This is a genomic window from Tautonia plasticadhaerens, from assembly GCF_007752535.1.
GTDB classification, from domain to species: Bacteria; Planctomycetota; Planctomycetia; order Isosphaerales; family Isosphaeraceae; genus Tautonia; species Tautonia plasticadhaerens.
Window position 1 is genome coordinate 2,661,334 of sequence record NZ_CP036426.1, and the last position, 14,227, is coordinate 2,675,560.

The following is a 14,227-nucleotide window of genomic DNA, read 5'->3' on the forward strand; positions in this document are numbered from 1 at the left end:
GGTCGTCGGCCCCGCCTGCATGGCAAGGGTGGCGGCTTGAGGTTCGATCGGGGGGCCAGGCATGGGCATGGCGAGCAGGTCGGGGGCGGCGGACGAGCTTCGGCGGCAGGCCGCCTCCCTGTTCGGGGGAGGGGCGGTCGCGGGGCTGGGGGACGGCGAGCTGATCGACCGGTTCCTCCGCCGGGGGGCCGCCGGGGATCTCGAGGCGGCCGAGGCCGCCTTCGGCGCCCTGGTGTCCCGGCACGGGGGGATGGTGCTCGGCGTCTGCCGGCGGGCCCTGCGAAACCCGCACGACGCCGAGGACGCCTTCCAGGCCGTCTTCCTCATCTTGGCGAGGAAGGCGGGCTCGGTCCGGGTCGACGACTCGATCGGCCGTTGGCTCTACGGCGTCAGCCGGAAGGTCGCGGCACGGGCGAGGACGAGGGCGAAACGCCTCCACGCCCGGGAGGTTTCCTCGACGGCGATCGACGCGACGGAGCCCCCCGGCCGGGACTCGGCCGAGAAGGCCGCCGATCGGGACGACCTCCGGACCGTGATCCTCGACGAGCTGGCCCGCTTGCCGGGCCGGTACCGGGAGGCGATCGAGGCGTGCGACCTGGACGGTTGCTCGCACGAGGAGGCCGCGCTCCGGCTCGGCTGGCCGGTCGGCACCGTCCGGAGCCGGCTCTCCCGGGGACGCGACCGGCTCCGGGGCCGTCTCGAACGCCGGGGGGTCGGGCACCCGGGCCTCGGCGTCCCGGTCGTCCGGGGCCTCTCCGGGTCCATGCCCCCCGCGCTGGCTTCCGCCACGACTCAAGCCGCCGTCCGATTCGCCATGCGACGTGCCCTCGACGGGTCGTTCCCGGTCGCGGTCGCGACGCTCACCCAGGAGGCTCTGCGAGCCATGATCATCAGCAAGCTGACCGTTGCAGTTCCGGCCGCCCTGCTCCTCGCCGGAGGAGCCGTTGCCACCGCGCAGTTCGGGGGCCTCGGGACGGGACAGGGTGGCCCGGCCTCCGGGAATTCGAGCCCGCCGGCCGTCGGAGCACAGGCAGGTGGGGGCCCGGGCTCCCTGACGAATCCGCCCGGCTCACGCCCCGGCGCCGTGGCGTATGGAGGAGGCGGATTCGGGGGAGGGTTCAGCCAGGGAATCCAGACTGGGGGCTTCGGTGGCCTGCCGGGCCTCGGCGGGTCCGGGTACACCGGGGCGGGCCGTCGGATCACGCTCCAGGCGGGGACGATGATCCTGCTGGAGTCGGAGGCCAAGGACCAGATCACGGTCCACGACGCCGGGAGCGGCAAGACCGCGAATTACCAGGTCCCCGAGGGGCTGACCGCCGTCCCGATCGCCACCAACGAGGTTGTCGTCCTCCAGATGGAGGGCGAAGGCATCTCCCGACTGGCGGCCTACGGCCCCGGGGCGGACTCCTGGTCCACGATCGACCTGCGCCCTGCGGTCGACGGGACGCTCCAGACGATCGTCTCCGGGGGCATGGCCGCCATCTGGGACGGCCCCCGCGTCTATGCCTTTAGTGCAAGGACAAGTCGATGGGACGTGGTCGAGCGGCCCGAGGGGGCCGAGGGGCCGCCGATCCTGAACAACGAGTATGTCCTCTGCGAGGACGACGATCGCGTCTACGTCTTCGGCGCCCGCACCGGCCGATGGGCCGCCGTCGATCCCGAGTGATGCCCTGATGGGGATCGTGGAGACGTGTCTCGGGTTGATCAGGACGATGTCGAGGGGTTAGGGTTCCGGGGATGCGTTGTCGCCCCTGGCCCGTCCATCCGGTGTCCACCACGCGAAGGCCCGGCCTCGAGGAGAAGCAGGATGCTAATACCAGATGTCGTGATCGTTTCCCTGGCGTCCGCCCTGTCGCCCCCCCTCCCCCCGATGGCCGAGCTGACATCCACGGAGATCCGGAGGGAGTTGGCCCGATTCTCGATGAGGGTGACGCTCCCCGGCCGATCCTTCCGTGCGGGGGAGCCGATTCCCCTGTCTTGTGCCTTCGAGAACCACTCCGTCGAGGAGACGACGATCTGGAGCCGGGGGTTCTGGGCGAACCACCTCGTGACCGTGACGGACGAGGACGATCGGGAGCCGTTCCTCACCCCCTGGGGCCGGGAGCGTCGGGAGGCGTTTGCCCCGTTCGGCCCCTGGTCGAAGAACGTGCGGTTCCGGATCGGGCCGGGCCGATCGATGGTCCGAGCTGGGGAGGGGTCGGCGTTGGTCGACCTCGCCCGGATGTACGTCCTGGGCGCGGGGCGATACGCCGTCCGGGTCGTCTACCATGAGACGCAAGAGCCGGCCATGCGGGTGGAATCCGCCCCGGTGCTCTTCGAGGTCCGATGACGGCTCCGGGGGGCATCGTCAGCCCTGCTTCGAGTCCAGTTCCTTGATAATGCCGACGAGCAGGGCCGGGTCGCGCTTCTGCATGAGGTGGTCGATCCGGGAGGCGGGGAATTCGAGCCTGGTGAGGAGGTCGGAGACCTGCGTCCAGAGGCGATCCCGCTTCTTGCCCTCGGCGAGGTAGAGCTCGGCGGCGAGGTCGGAGAGGCGCTGGGACTTGATGGCGTCGAAGTTCTCGTAGTAACGCTTGATGATCTTCTGCTGGTGGGGCGAGTAGTTGCGGTCGGCCATCGTCGAGGGTCTCCGGGGGCGTCCGTTCCTGGGGATCGGTCGATCGTTCTGTCAGTCGAACGAGGGGGGCTTGCGGAGCTTCTTGGTCTGGGATCGCTGCTTCTTGGACTCGGTCGTGCGCTGCTTCGAGCCGAGCGTGGGCCTGGTGGGGATCCGGGGCTTGGGGGGGGTGGCGGCCTCGAGGACGAGGTCCCGGAGCTTGTCCAGGCAGTCGTCGATGTTCCGGAGGCGGTCCCTCGTCCGCTGGGAGGAGATGATCAGCTCCCCCTCGGAATTCAGCCGGGGGCCGACGGCCCGGAGCAGTCGGCGGCGGACGGGCTCGGGGAGGCTCGGGCTGTCGGCGGGCGTCCAGCGCATCACGGCCTTGGTGGCGACCTTGTTGACGTTCTGGCCGCCGGGGCCGCCGGATCGGGCGTAGTCGAAGTGGAGCTCGTCCATCGGGATCGAGATCCGGTCGTTGATGCGAAGCATGGACGCCCCCTCGGGCCTGCGGTCGGTCGGTCGGTCAATCGAAGAGAGCCCCCCGGCGTGCTCGAACGCCGGGGGGCTCGACGGGCCCGGTCGCCCTATTCTAGCGACCGAGGGCCGCGTTGGTCAGGGTTGCACTCAGCGGGCCGAGGGCCCTCCGTGGGTGCCGTAGTCGACCGACATCGTCGGCGGGGCGGTCACGGCCCGGGTGCTGGCGGCGAGGGTCGGCACCGCGGTGCGGAGGGTCGAGCCCCGCAGGGTCGAGGCGGCCCGATTGGTCCGGGCCCCGGCGAGGGTGACCACCGGCCCGCTGCCGAGCGTCCCGCCGCCGAGCGTCCCACCTCCCAACGTCCCGCCGCCGGGGGTCGGCGAAGAGACCGGGGGTGCCGGGGTCGGGGCCGGGGCGGGTGTGAGGACCGGGACCTGCCCCAGGAACGACCGGGCGATGGCGCCCCGGGTGGGCTCGGCGCCGAGGGTGCCCCGGAGGGCCGGGCCGAACTCCTGGCGGATCCGCTGGGCGGCCCCCGGCTGGAGCCCCCGGTAGAACTGCCCCGGCGGGGGCGCCGGGTTCGTCACCGGCTGGGGGGGCGTGGTCACCCCGGCCATGAACAGGGTCACGTCCCGGTTGAAGACCTGCACCGGGCTCACGAACTCGGTGCCGTCGTTGAGCTGGCCGGTGAGGTTGACGAAGGTCACCCCGGGCGGCAGCGGGTCGATGTCGGTGCTGAGGAAGATGTAGGTGGCGTCGAGGTACGGGTCCTTGTTCGAGAACTGGGTGAAGGTGATCAGCGGCTCGGCGCCGGAGAGGCTCACCGTGTCGGTGTTGACCTCGGTCACGGCGAACCGGGGGGAGCCGAACAGGTTCACCCGGACGAGCTGCGGGTGCGCCGTGTTGATCGTCCGGTGGTTGTGCGGCTGGACCAGGACCTTCGGCTCCAGCGGCGGGCACGGCGGGGGCGGCGGCGGGGGGGGAGGAGGCGGGGGCGGCGGGGGAGGAGGCGGCGGCGGGGTGGGCAGCGTGGAGTCGCCGAAGTTGAAGCCGAGGGGCGGGATCTGGGCCTCGCTGATGCCGTCGTCCTGGGCCGAGCCGGCGAAGGCGGAGACTTGCAACCGGGTCTCGGGGGTCAGCTCCGTGCCGGTCCGTTGCTGGTAGAGCTGGGCGAAGTTGCGGACCTCGAACTCGAAGTTCGGGGCGCTGGGGGTGTTGCTCAGGAAGGAGACGCCGATGTTCTCCGGCAGGATGTCGCCGAAGCCGTTGCGGAGCGGGTCGGCCGAGTACTCGGCGACGGTATAGATCTTCCGCAGGGGCTCCAGGGTGTCGGGGTCGATCCCGTTGGTGATGCCGGCCACGACGTTGTCGGCCAGGGTCTCGGGGTCGCCGAGCACGTCGTTGTCCAGCAGGTCGATGCTGGCGTACATCGTCTCCGAGCCGCCCAGCAGCAGCGGGTCCTCGAAGAAGACGGGCAGCGCCTGGACCTCGGGGGCGACGGTGCCGCCATCGAGGTTGTTGTCGGCGTCGCCGGCGATCACCGGCTGGCCGGTCTTGCCGTTGATCGGCTGCTCCAGGCCGATCCGCAGGGAGTCCTGCTCCTGGTCGTAGGAGACCCGGATGGCGTCGAGCTGGAAGCCGGAGACGCCGATGAATTCGCGCAAGCCCGGGGGCTCGGGCGGGATGAATGGGACGAGGTAATCGGGGTCATCCGGTTCGGGAGTGAGGACCACGACACCTGGACTTGTGGTAGCGGGGAAATCGGTTACAACGTTTCCCGTGAAGTCGACGCTCATGAGCTGTCGATGATCCAGATGCTCGACTGCGGCGCGCCGGCGTCGCCGCGCCATGGGCGCGGTCGGTCCCCGGCGCGGTCGCCAGGAAAGCACGGCCTGGAGGATCTTCCTGATCGCGGTCATGGCGTCCTCGTCCTTTCTCACGGGAGGCCCGCGCCGGAAGCGGCCCCGGGCATGACGCGAACTGGGCCGCCGGGACGGCGGCCGGGCCGGCGCGCGACCCGGGCGGCCGACGACCCCGAAGGGGGGCGTCGGCGGACCTGGTCGCCGGGGGGGGGATCGAAGGCGAGCCGGCCAGCGGCCCGGTCCGTCCCAAGGCCTCCCCTCGCATGATCGTTCGGCGAGCCGGGCTGCCCCTCCGGGGCGACCCGAGCCTCGCCGATCAGCCGCCGAAGCGTGGAAGGAGACACGGCATGCGGCAGAGGAACTGCCCCATCTTGTTCACGGTCGGATTCGGCCTGTTCCTGGCTTCGGCCGGGACGGCCTCGGCCGGCGCCATCGGGACGATGACCGGGGATGTCGAGGTCGACTTCCCGATCGCCCCGAAGAACGGCGTCGTGGCCATCGTCGACAACCCCGGTGCGGACGGCGGCGCCAGCCCCTGGGACGTGGCCCAGCACCAGAAGCTCCCCGGCACCACCGGCTGGAACATCAAGGACCTCCGCCTGGCCTACGATGATTCCGCCGACCGGATGTACCTGGGGCTGAATTTCTTCGGCATCGCCGGGGACGCCGACGGCGACGGCGACCCCGGCTCCCTGTCGGTCGGCATGGGTAAGGACATGCCGAGCCTCGGGGGCATGGAGTCGATCGTCGTGGCGCTGGACCTGAACCTGGACGGCGTCCCGGACGTGGTCTCCGGCGTGCCGACCCAGAAGTCCGGTGGCGCCCCGGGCACCTCCGCCTTCACGGTGGCGAAGTACCAGCACGCCGAGGCCGGGCTCGGCTTCAGCTTCGGCGACACGCTGGCCGATCACGTCGGATCCCTGGCGTTCGACCCCTCGGCCGAGCACCCGGACTTCCAGTTCACGATCGACAACTTCATGAAGCTCGAGGGGCTGGTCCCCGAGGACGGCTTCATCATCAGCGCCTTCGCCGGCGCCCCGGACGACGTGATCGCCGGCGAGGACTTCATCGCCAGCACCCGGATTGCCTTCCCGGGCAAGGGCAACCAGAACGTGCCGGAGCCGGCCACCCTGCTGGGCTGGGCCCTGATCGCGGGCGGGGCGATCGCCTACCGGGGGCGCAACCGGGTCTCCCGGGGGCGCTGAGCCGGCAGGCTTGGTCCAGGCGAGCATTCTTCGGACTCCGTTCCGACTGGGCGGGGCCCCCTCCGTGGGGCTCCGCTCTTTTTTTTCGGCCGATCCCGGCCCCGAATCCGACCGACCGGGCCCCGATCGCACCCGGCCGCCATTTCCTCCGGCACAGCCCCCCAGGTCGACGCGACCGGGCCCGCCCGACCGTCCCGTCCCGTTGCCGAGGACCGGGGAGACGGGGTACGCTGCCTCGGTCGCGAGGCCGGGGCGACCGATCCGCCCCGGATCCGCTCGACGGGGGCGCAACCGATGTCAGACCACCGATCCCGATCGAATCCCCGGCCCCGGGCGACGGCCCCGTCGCTCCTCCCGCTGCTGCTGCTGCTGGGGCCGTTGCCGGTCGCCCCGGCGGCCGGGCCGGCCCCGGTCGACGACCCCCCGACGGCCTCGACGGCCCCCCGGCACCCCGACCTGACCGGGCCGATCGTCTGCCTCTCGGTCCGGGGCTTCCGGGAATTCGTCCCCCGGGAGGAGCCGAGTCTGACGAAGGACGAGAAGCTCCAGGTCTACTACGAGCCGTTCAACTTCACGATCGTCCGGCTCGAGGGCGGGGAGGGCTTCCGGGCCCACCTCACCCAGGACGTCCGGATCCGGAAGGCCGGGCAGGGCAAGGTGATCCAGGAGATCGAGGGGGTGATCGACTACGCCCCCGAGTCGGACGACCCGCCGACCTCCTTCTACATGTTCACCACGCTGGAGCTGAAGCGGCTCCCGGTCGGCCCCTACGAGCTGGACCTGGTCCTCCGGGACGAACTGGCCGAGGGGACCCCCGAGACGGTCCAGGTCGTCCCCTTCGAAATCGTCTCGCCGCCCCCGCCCGACGGCCGATGAGGGCCCCGGGGGGCCGGGCCCGCTCGGGGGGAAATCGGCCGGGGGTCACTCCTGGCCGAGCAGGTAGCGGCCGAACCCGGGGCGGCGGACCGTGCCCTCGGCGGGGTTGTACTGGAACCGGGTCGGGATGAGGCCGGTGTCCCGGTACTGTCGGGGGTCGGTGTACCCGTAGGTGATGGCCGTCGAGGTCGGCCGGAGCACGCCGTCATACCCCCGGGAGTAGGTGACGACCTCCTCGGGGACCGGCCGTAGCCGGGAGAACGGGCCGTAGAAGGCCATGGCCGCGGTGTTCGTCGGCAGGCCGGCGGGCATGTAGGAGCCGGTGACCCCGGGGCCGGTGTAGGAGACCAGCGTCGGGTCGGGCCGGAAGGTGCCGAGCGAGGGGCGGCGGTAGGCGGCCGGCATCGGCCCGACGATCGCAGTCGGGGCCGGGACGACGTACGAAGCCCCCGGGGTTGCCGGGAGGGCCCGGGCGTGGTCGTGCCCGCCGGCGATCGCCCGGGGCCCCGGGCCGATCGACAGCAACAGCAACAGCAGCGGCAGGGCGCCCGCCGACGGGGGGAGGGGTCGCGTCATGGTTGCAAGCTCCGGATGCGGTCGCCTCGGCGGCGAAGCTCAAGGTGTACTGCCACTCTACCACGCGAATCGGGCCGACTCGGCCCGATCGGCATGATCCGTGCCGTCGTCCCGGGGAGACGACCGGCCGGTTGACCGCCCCGGCGGGGGCGAGTCCAATCGGTACGGCCGGCGGGCCGTCCCGACCGAGGGGCCGGCCCCCCGATCGGACCGAAACACCCCAGGGGGAGACGAACGATGGCAGACCAGAATCGATCCCGGATCCTCGGCCTGGCGGCGGGCCTCGGCCTGATCGTCGCGTCGGCGGGCGGCTCGCACGCCGGGGAGATGGTCGAGTTCAAGAACGCGATGGGCCAGCCGACCCGCGCCTACCTCGCCGCCCCCGAGGGAGACGCCAAGGCCCCGGCCGTGCTCGTGATCCAGGAGTGGTGGGGACTGACCGACTGGATCAAGGAGAACGCCGACCGCCTGGCCGAGGACGGCTACGTCGCCCTGGCCGTCGACCTCTACGACGGCAAGTCGACCGACGACCCCGGGGAGGCCCACGAACTCATGCGGGCCCTCGACCCGAGCGAGGGGGTGGCCGACCTGGAGGGGGCCATCGAGTTCCTCCGCTCGCACGACCGCGTCGACCAGGGCAAGAAGATCGGCTCCGTCGGCTGGTGCATGGGGGGCATGTACTCCCGGCTGATCGCCCAGCAATCCGACCAGGTCGGCCCGACGGTCATCTGCTACGGCAGCGTGACCACCGACCCGGAGCAGGTCGGGGCCCTCGCCGGCCGCCCCGTGCTCGGCATCTTCGGCGCCCAGGACCGGGGCATCCCCGCCGACCGCGTCCGGGAGGTCTTCGAGGCCCTCCGGGAGGGCGGCTCCGAGGTCGACCTGCACCTCTACGACGACGCCGGCCACGCCTTCATGCGCCCCGGCGGCGACCAGTACGTCGAGTCCGACGCCGACGACGCCTGGCAGCGGATCGAGGCCTTCTTCGCCGAGCACCTGAAGGGCTCGGACTGATCGGGGGGTCGGGCGATCGAGGGGGACGGGGGATGTGGCGCTTCCGGATCGAGGAACTCGACCCCGGGGCGGGCCGGGGCCAGCGGTTCGCCCTGGAGCGGGGAGGCCGGGCGGCCCCCGTCATGGAGGCCGTGCTCGGCTGGAAGGAAGACCCGACCTTCCGCTCCTGGTTCAACGAGACGCTGGCCGAATCCCCGTTCCTCGCCTTCCGCTGGGAGACGCCCGCCGTCACCGCCGAGACGGCGGACCTCCCCTTCGAGTTCGTCCTGCTCGACAGCCCCGGGCTCGCCCGGGACGCCGACCCGGCCGCCTTCGCCGACCACTTCGAGTGCGCCGAGGGGAGGGAGGTCCTGGTGTTCCCCAACCTCGGCGGCGACGCCCTGCTGATCGTCCCCTGCCCGATGGTCGAGCCGACGGCCTACGGCCACCTCGCCTCGTTCGTCAGTGGGGCCCCCGAGGGCCAGCGTCAGGCCCTCTGGCAGGCCGTCGGCGAGGCGATGGCCAGGAGGCTGGACGACCGCCCCGTCTGGCTCAACACCGCGGGGTGCGGCGTCCCCTGGCTGCACGTCCGGCTCGACGACCGGCCGAAGTACTACGGCTTCGGGCCGTACCGGGCGACCGACCGGCAGGTCCTCCCGCCCGAGGCTACTCCGGGTCGGCCCGCTCCAGGACGATGAGCCCCAGCCCGCTCTCCGGCGCCGTGGCGAATTCGGAGGGGCGTCCCTTCGAGTCCGAGGCGAGGTCCCTCAGGCAAATCGTCAGCCGATCCCCCTCGATCTTGTAGATCCCCCGCATGACCTTGCCCTCCTGGGGCCCGTCCAGGCCGATCAGGTCGAGCGACCGGGGGTCCGTCGCGAGATCGAGTTCGACCCTCGACCGGATGGGCGGGATGCGGGGGTCTTCGAAGGAGACGACGTCCCCCTCGAAGGACCATCCCCCGTCCTTCATCGCCTCGATTTCCGCCTCGGTGGCCTTGCGGCCGTCCGATTCGAGGGCCACGCCCTTCCAGTGCCCCTGGAGGCGATCGAACTCGGCCTTCGCCCCGTCGTCGGCGCGGGCCGTCGGGCCGAGGACGACGGCCACCAGGATCACGATTGATTGCCGCGTGAACATCATCGCATCTCCTATTCTTGGATATGGGCGAGGTCGGGCCGGGGCCCGCGTCAATCGGCCATCGCGATCGACAGGCCGCCTTCCTCGGGCTCGGTCGGCTCGGGGACGGGGGGGGCGTCGGAAGGGGCCCGGAGCGATTCGAGGAAGCGGATCAGGGCCCGCTCGTCGGACTCGTCGAGCTTCTCGAAGGCCCGGGTGACGGGGCTCGCGTCCCCCTCGTGGCGGATGATCGCGTCGCGGAGGGTGGGGCTGGTGCCGTCGTGGAAATAGGGGGCGGAGTCGGCCACCCCCCAGAGCGCGGGGGTCTTCCACTCGTCGGGGGTGGGGTGCTCCCGGGGGATCGGGGCGCCGGTGAGCACGTCCCCGTAGCTGGATCGGCCCTGGCGGTCGACCAGCCGGTGCAGGAGCAGGTCGCTGTAGATGCCGGCCACGCCGCCGAGGTCCGGGACGTGGCAGACGGCGCAGCCGACCTGGTCGAACAGCAGGCGGCCCCGGGCGACCTCGGCCCGGGACTCAAGGTCCGCCGGCGGCACTTCCTCGGGCCGGGGCAGGGTGTCGACGAAGGCGACGAGGGAGCGGAACTGGCCCCGGTCGAGATCCGGCGGCATGTCGGGGTAGGGCAGCTCGACCCGGGGCTTGGCCTGGGGCATGTGGGGGGTGCCCAGGCCCAGCTCGTTGGCGCAGGCGGCGGCCACGAACTCCTCCAGCGTGGCGAACTGCGCCTTCCAGCCGAACTTGCCGATCCGGCCGTCGGGCAGGACCCGGTAGCGGCCGGGGGGGATGCCGTCGAAGTCGGCGGCCAGCTCACGGCCCACCGCCTCGATCGACCGGGCCAGGTTGCGCCGGGAGATACTCCGGCCCGAGATTCGGTCGATCCAGCCGGCGCCGAAGAGGGCGGTGGAGTTGACCCGCTCGGTCTGCACCGGGTCGAAGTCCTTGACCACGACGTAGCAGCCGTTGGTGATCCGGATCGCCTCCGGGACGATCGGGAAGTACTCGCGGAGGTCGGAGAGGTCCTCGAGGTAGTGGTTGGCGACGGCGAACCTGTGGACCAGCCCGGCGGCGATCTCGGGGCGGTCCTCGGTGGGCTTGGCCTCGAAGGCGAGGACGTTGTGCTCGACGGTTCCGCCGCCCCCGGCGCCCCCCTGGAAGTGGCACTCGACGCAGGACCGGCCGTTGAAGACCGGCCCGAGGCCGTCGGCGTTGGCGAGCGGGTCGTGCGGCAGCCAGGTGCGGACGAACAGCGCCTCGCCCTCCGCCTTCCTCTCCTCGCCGGCCGAAGGGGCGCGGAGCACCGGCACGCCGGGCATGGCGACCCAGCCGACCGCCACCGCCACCCCCCCGAGGATCGCCACGCCGACCCGCCGCCGTCCCCGCTCCAGCTCGTTGGCTCGCATCGCGGTCCCTCCCTCGCGGCCCTCATCCGGGATGTCCGACCGTCCGGGCGACGGTCTCGGACAAGTGTAGAATGGCGGGCGCGCGGAATCAAGACCGGATTCCTTCGGAGGAGGAGGACGACGACTCCGGGGAAAGGCCCTGGCGGGGGGGGCCCCGGTCCTGCTAGTCTGAGAGCGCAGGAACGCCCCCGCCCGACTTGCCGTCCCCGCGAGGCTCACGGCGGCGTCGACCCAGTGGCCCCCGGCCGAGTGACCGGCCGAGGCGGCCCGCGTCCCTCCCCGGACCCCATCCCTTCGCCGGCCCGGCCCGACCCGGATCGACCGACCGACCCGCACCCGGGCCGCCCCGGCCCCGATGCCCGCGGGGGATCGTCTCGCCATGCCCCACGACCGCGACCTATTCGACGAAGAGCAAGAGATGGTCGCCATGAGCTTCGGCGACCACATCGAGGAACTCCGGATGCGCCTGGTGCTGGCCCTGCTGGGGCTGGCCGTGGGGGTGATCCTGACCCTCGTGCCGCCGATCAACATCGGCTTCCACGTCATGCACGGCATGCAGGACCCCGCGCAGCGGGCCCTGGATGAGTATCACGCCGAGCGGACCCGGGAGAAGATCGCCGAGGCGGTCATCGCCGCGACCTACACCCAGATGCCCGCCCGGATCCCGGCCGCCGCCCTGCTGGAGGCCCTCCGGGAGATCGCCCCCACGCTGGAGCTGCCCGAGGAGGAGCCCTCCGGCCTGGAGGGCCACTACATCGAGCTGCCGATGGAGGTGCGGGACGCCGCCGCCATCGACATGGTCAGCTCGAACGTCGAGCAGCGCAAGGCCCTGATCTCGCTCAGGCCGCTGGAGACAGCGGTCATCTTCTTCACCGTCTGCCTGATCACCGGGCTGGTGATCGCCAGCCCCTGGGTCTTCTACCACCTCTGGGCGTTCGTCGCGGCCGGCCTCTACCGGCACGAGCGGAAATATGTCTATCGGTACCTTCCGTTCTCGCTCGGGCTGTTCCTGGGCGGGGTCGGCCTCTGCTACTTCGGCGTCTTGCCGCTGACCTTGAGGTTCCTGCTCCAGTTCAACATCTGGCTGGACGTGGAGCCGAACCTCCAGCTCACCGCCTGGATGGGCTTCGCCACGCTGCTGCCCCTGGTCTTCGGCCTGGGGTTCCAGACGCCCCTGGTGATGCTGTTCGTCGGGAAGCTCGGCATCGTCTCGGCGACCGATTTCCGCGAGAAGCGCAAGTTCGCCGTGCTCGGGACCGTGGTCCTCGCGGCGATGCTCACCCCCGGCCCCGACGTCGTCAGCCAGCTTTTGCTGGCCGTGCCGATGCTCCTCCTCTACGAGCTGGGCATCGTCATGGTCGCCCGGGGAGAGGCCGAGGCCGCCAAGGCCGAGCCGGCCGACTGAGCAAAGCAACGCCGGATGGCGGATGGCGATTGCCATCCGCCATCCGCCCCCTTCGCATCGGTCAACCGTCATCCGAGTACGTCCGACGGCAGCCAGGTGCCGTGGAAGCCGTAGGGAATCCTCCGGGGGATGAGCACCCGGGCGACCGGGTCGTCGTCGAAGGCGAGCGTGTCGACGACGACCATCTCGCTGGTGTCCGCGTCTCGGTCGAACACGTAGGTGATCAGCCAGCCGTCGTCCTCGGCGGTGGCATCCGGTTTCGGGACGAAGACGCCCTCGCCGCCGAGGCGGCCGGGGCCGTGGCGGTGCCGGAGCGTAAGGCCCCCCCGGAGGTCGACCTTGAGGAAGCCGCCCATCTCCCCCTCCATCGCGTAGCCGAACCGGGTGGGACGGCCCATCCGGGCGTCGTTGATCCGGGGGAACTCGCAGGGGACGTCATGGAGCGTCTCCTCCCTCGTCTCGCCGCTGGCGAGGTTGAATCGCCATCGGTAGATCCGGGGGGCGTCGTCGTCCGACCCCGGCGCGTTCGGGTGCTCGTCCGAGGGCGGCCCTCCCATCCCCAGGGCGCCGGGGAACCGGCCGTATCGGCAACCGACGAGGACGACCTCCTCCCCCTCCTCGTACGCGTTCAGGGTGTGGAAGACGTAGCAGGAGGGGGACTCGAACCACTTCACCTCCGACCCCTCGCCGTGGCGGGGCAGGATGCCGAAGCGGGAGGGGAGGTCCGGCTCGTACTTCAGGAACGGCCCGCCGGTCAACAACCGGGCGAAGTCGAAGGTGGCGGGCAGGTCCATGAAGATCGAGTGCCGATCGGTGACGGCGAAGTCGTGCATCATCACCGGCCGGGGCAGGTCGATCGCCGTGGTGGAGCGGATGGTGCCCTCGGCGTCGACCACGCTGTATCGCAGGTACGGCGGCACCGGCTGGTAGCCGAAGCAGAGCATCTCCCCGGTGACGGGGTCGACCTTTGGGTGCGCGGTGAAGGCGTGCCTCAGGGCGCCGTCGAAGTCGTACGGGCCGACCGTCCCCAGGTCCGGCACCGAGATGACGTGGGGTTCCCCGCCTTCCCAGAGGGCCATCAATTTCCCGTCGTGCCAGACGACCGAGGTGTTCGCCGCGTTCTTGAACATCGGCTTGCCCCGGGCGACCAGCCCCATGTTCGGCGGCTCGGCCAGCCCCCCCCAGATCGCCTTGCCGGATTTTCGCTCCTCGACGAACCCCCGGGTGCGGACCCATCGGTTGCGGTAGCTCGCCTTGCCGCCCCGGAGCAGGACGCCGTGCAGCATGCCGTCGCCGTCGAACCAGTGGTAGTTGCCGATCGGCGGGAACTGGGGGTTCGGCCCGTTGCGGACGAACATCCCTTCCAGGCCCTCGGGGATCCGGCCAACGACCGCAAGATCCTCGGCCTCGATCTCCTCGGAGACCGGCCCGTAGTTGCCGGTCAGGAACGGGGAATCGGGCCATTCGGCCCGTTCCCCGTCTTCGGCCCGGGCGGACCCGGCGCGGCCCATCGACACCCCGACCATCCCCGAGACGGCCGCCGATCTGAGGAATTGCCTGCGATTGATCGCCATCCGCCGGGCCTCCCTGGGCGTCTCGTGTCGTGATCCCCGGCGCGATCGAGTCCGATCGGCCGATCCTGGCCGGGTGTTCGCGTCCCGCTCCTCCCTATTGTGCGAGCAGGTCCAGGGGGGCGGAACCGGGG

General features: G+C 71.4%; 14 protein-coding genes. 7 read left to right on the forward strand and 7 right to left on the reverse strand.

Annotated features, from left to right (window positions below):
* Positions 1-67: 67 nt before the first annotated feature.
* Positions 68-1,666 carry an RNA polymerase sigma factor gene (locus tag ElP_RS10300; RefSeq protein ID WP_197446866.1) on the forward strand — a complete coding sequence of 533 codons (1,599 nt, stop codon included), beginning with the start codon at positions 68-70 and terminating at the stop codon, positions 1,664-1,666.
* A gap of 141 nt (positions 1,667-1,807) precedes the next feature.
* Positions 1,808-2,329, forward strand: a complete 522-nt coding sequence (locus ElP_RS10305) for a hypothetical protein (protein WP_145268984.1) — start codon at positions 1,808-1,810, stop codon at positions 2,327-2,329.
* A gap of 18 nt (positions 2,330-2,347) precedes the next feature.
* On the opposite strand, the gene ElP_RS10310 is transcribed toward ElP_RS10305, so the two are convergent.
* The 3 genes from ElP_RS10310 to ElP_RS37820 all read right to left on the reverse strand — a co-directional run bounded on the left by ElP_RS10310 (position 2,348) and on the right by ElP_RS37820 (position 4,738).
* Positions 2,348-2,617, reverse strand: coding sequence for a hypothetical protein (locus ElP_RS10310; protein ID WP_145268986.1), 270 nt, complete (start codon positions 2,615-2,617; stop codon positions 2,348-2,350).
* Between the two features lie 51 nt (positions 2,618-2,668).
* Positions 2,669-3,088: an alternative ribosome rescue aminoacyl-tRNA hydrolase ArfB gene (gene arfB / locus ElP_RS10315; RefSeq protein ID WP_145268988.1), complete on the reverse strand. Its 420-nt coding sequence runs from the start codon at positions 3,086-3,088 to the stop codon at positions 2,669-2,671.
* A gap of 135 nt (positions 3,089-3,223) precedes the next feature.
* On the reverse strand, positions 3,224-4,738 hold the full coding sequence (locus ElP_RS37820) for a hypothetical protein (RefSeq protein ID WP_197446867.1): 1,515 nt from the start codon (positions 4,736-4,738) through the stop codon (positions 3,224-3,226).
* A 545-nt stretch (positions 4,739-5,283) separates the two neighbouring features.
* Between ElP_RS37820 and ElP_RS10325 the strand changes: the two genes are divergently transcribed.
* Both ElP_RS10325 and ElP_RS10330 read left to right on the forward strand, forming a co-directional pair.
* Positions 5,284-6,141, forward strand: coding sequence for a hypothetical protein (locus ElP_RS10325; protein ID WP_145268990.1), 858 nt, complete (start codon positions 5,284-5,286; stop codon positions 6,139-6,141).
* A gap of 294 nt (positions 6,142-6,435) precedes the next feature.
* Positions 6,436-7,017, forward strand: a complete 582-nt coding sequence (locus ElP_RS10330) for a hypothetical protein (RefSeq protein ID WP_145268992.1) — start codon at positions 6,436-6,438, stop codon at positions 7,015-7,017.
* Between the two features lie 45 nt (positions 7,018-7,062).
* Here ElP_RS10330 and ElP_RS10335 read toward each other — a convergent pair whose 3' ends face one another.
* The gene (locus ElP_RS10335; protein WP_145268995.1) at positions 7,063-7,593 is read right to left on the reverse strand and encodes a hypothetical protein; all 531 of its coding nucleotides are present in this window, start codon (positions 7,591-7,593) and stop codon (positions 7,063-7,065) included.
* Between the two features lie 237 nt (positions 7,594-7,830).
* On the opposite strand from ElP_RS10335, the gene ElP_RS10340 reads away from it, so the two are divergent.
* Both ElP_RS10340 and ElP_RS10345 read left to right on the forward strand, forming a co-directional pair.
* Entirely contained in the window at positions 7,831-8,607 is a 777-nt protein-coding gene (locus ElP_RS10340; protein ID WP_145268997.1) for a dienelactone hydrolase family protein, read from the forward strand.
* A gap of 32 nt (positions 8,608-8,639) precedes the next feature.
* Positions 8,640-9,284, forward strand: a complete 645-nt coding sequence (locus tag ElP_RS10345) for a DUF6940 family protein (RefSeq protein ID WP_197446868.1) — start codon at positions 8,640-8,642, stop codon at positions 9,282-9,284.
* On the opposite strand, the gene ElP_RS10350 is transcribed toward ElP_RS10345, so the two are convergent.
* Both ElP_RS10350 and ElP_RS10355 read right to left on the reverse strand, forming a co-directional pair.
* On the reverse strand, positions 9,253-9,723 hold the full coding sequence (locus tag ElP_RS10350; protein ID WP_145268999.1) for a TIGR03067 domain-containing protein: 471 nt from the start codon (positions 9,721-9,723) through the stop codon (positions 9,253-9,255). The genes ElP_RS10345 and ElP_RS10350 overlap by 32 nt on opposite strands.
* A 47-nt stretch (positions 9,724-9,770) precedes the next feature.
* Complete coding sequence (locus tag ElP_RS10355; RefSeq protein WP_145269001.1) at positions 9,771-11,117, reverse strand: di-heme oxidoredictase family protein; 1,347 nt, start codon at positions 11,115-11,117, stop codon at positions 9,771-9,773.
* 379 nt (positions 11,118-11,496) lie between these two features.
* Here ElP_RS10355 and tatC point away from each other — a divergent pair, with 379 nt between their 5' ends.
* Entirely contained in the window at positions 11,497-12,522 is a 1,026-nt protein-coding gene (tatC, locus tag ElP_RS10360) for a twin-arginine translocase subunit TatC (RefSeq protein WP_145269003.1), read from the forward strand.
* A gap of 68 nt (positions 12,523-12,590) precedes the next feature.
* Here tatC and ElP_RS10365 read toward each other — a convergent pair whose 3' ends face one another.
* On the reverse strand, positions 12,591-14,096 hold the full coding sequence (locus ElP_RS10365; RefSeq protein WP_197446869.1) for a carotenoid oxygenase family protein: 1,506 nt from the start codon (positions 14,094-14,096) through the stop codon (positions 12,591-12,593).
* Positions 14,097-14,227: the final 131 nt, after the last annotated feature.

Bases quoted from the DNA above. Each gene is read 5' to 3' on its own strand.
- ElP_RS10300 (WP_197446866.1), top strand. From the start codon at position 68: ATGGCGAGCAGGTCGGGGGCGGCGGACGAGCTTCGGCGGCAGGCCGCC.
- ElP_RS10305 (WP_145268984.1), top strand. From the start codon at position 1,808: ATGCTAATACCAGATGTCGTGATCGTTTCCCTGGCGTCCGCCCTGTCG.
- ElP_RS10310 (WP_145268986.1), bottom strand. From the start codon at position 2,617: ATGGCCGACCGCAACTACTCGCCCCACCAGCAGAAGATCATCAAGCGT.
- arfB (WP_145268988.1), bottom strand. From the start codon at position 3,088: ATGCTTCGCATCAACGACCGGATCTCGATCCCGATGGACGAGCTCCAC.
- ElP_RS10325 (WP_145268990.1), top strand. From the start codon at position 5,284: ATGCGGCAGAGGAACTGCCCCATCTTGTTCACGGTCGGATTCGGCCTG.
- ElP_RS10330 (WP_145268992.1), top strand. From the start codon at position 6,436: ATGTCAGACCACCGATCCCGATCGAATCCCCGGCCCCGGGCGACGGCC.
- ElP_RS10335 (WP_145268995.1), bottom strand. From the start codon at position 7,593: ATGACGCGACCCCTCCCCCCGTCGGCGGGCGCCCTGCCGCTGCTGTTG.
- ElP_RS10340 (WP_145268997.1), top strand. From the start codon at position 7,831: ATGGCAGACCAGAATCGATCCCGGATCCTCGGCCTGGCGGCGGGCCTC.
- ElP_RS10345 (WP_197446868.1), top strand. From the start codon at position 8,640: ATGTGGCGCTTCCGGATCGAGGAACTCGACCCCGGGGCGGGCCGGGGC.
- ElP_RS10350 (WP_145268999.1), bottom strand. From the start codon at position 9,723: ATGATGTTCACGCGGCAATCAATCGTGATCCTGGTGGCCGTCGTCCTC.
- ElP_RS10355 (WP_145269001.1), bottom strand. From the start codon at position 11,117: ATGCGAGCCAACGAGCTGGAGCGGGGACGGCGGCGGGTCGGCGTGGCG.
- tatC (WP_145269003.1), top strand. From the start codon at position 11,497: ATGCCCCACGACCGCGACCTATTCGACGAAGAGCAAGAGATGGTCGCC.
- ElP_RS10365 (WP_197446869.1), bottom strand. From the start codon at position 14,096: ATGGCGATCAATCGCAGGCAATTCCTCAGATCGGCGGCCGTCTCGGGG.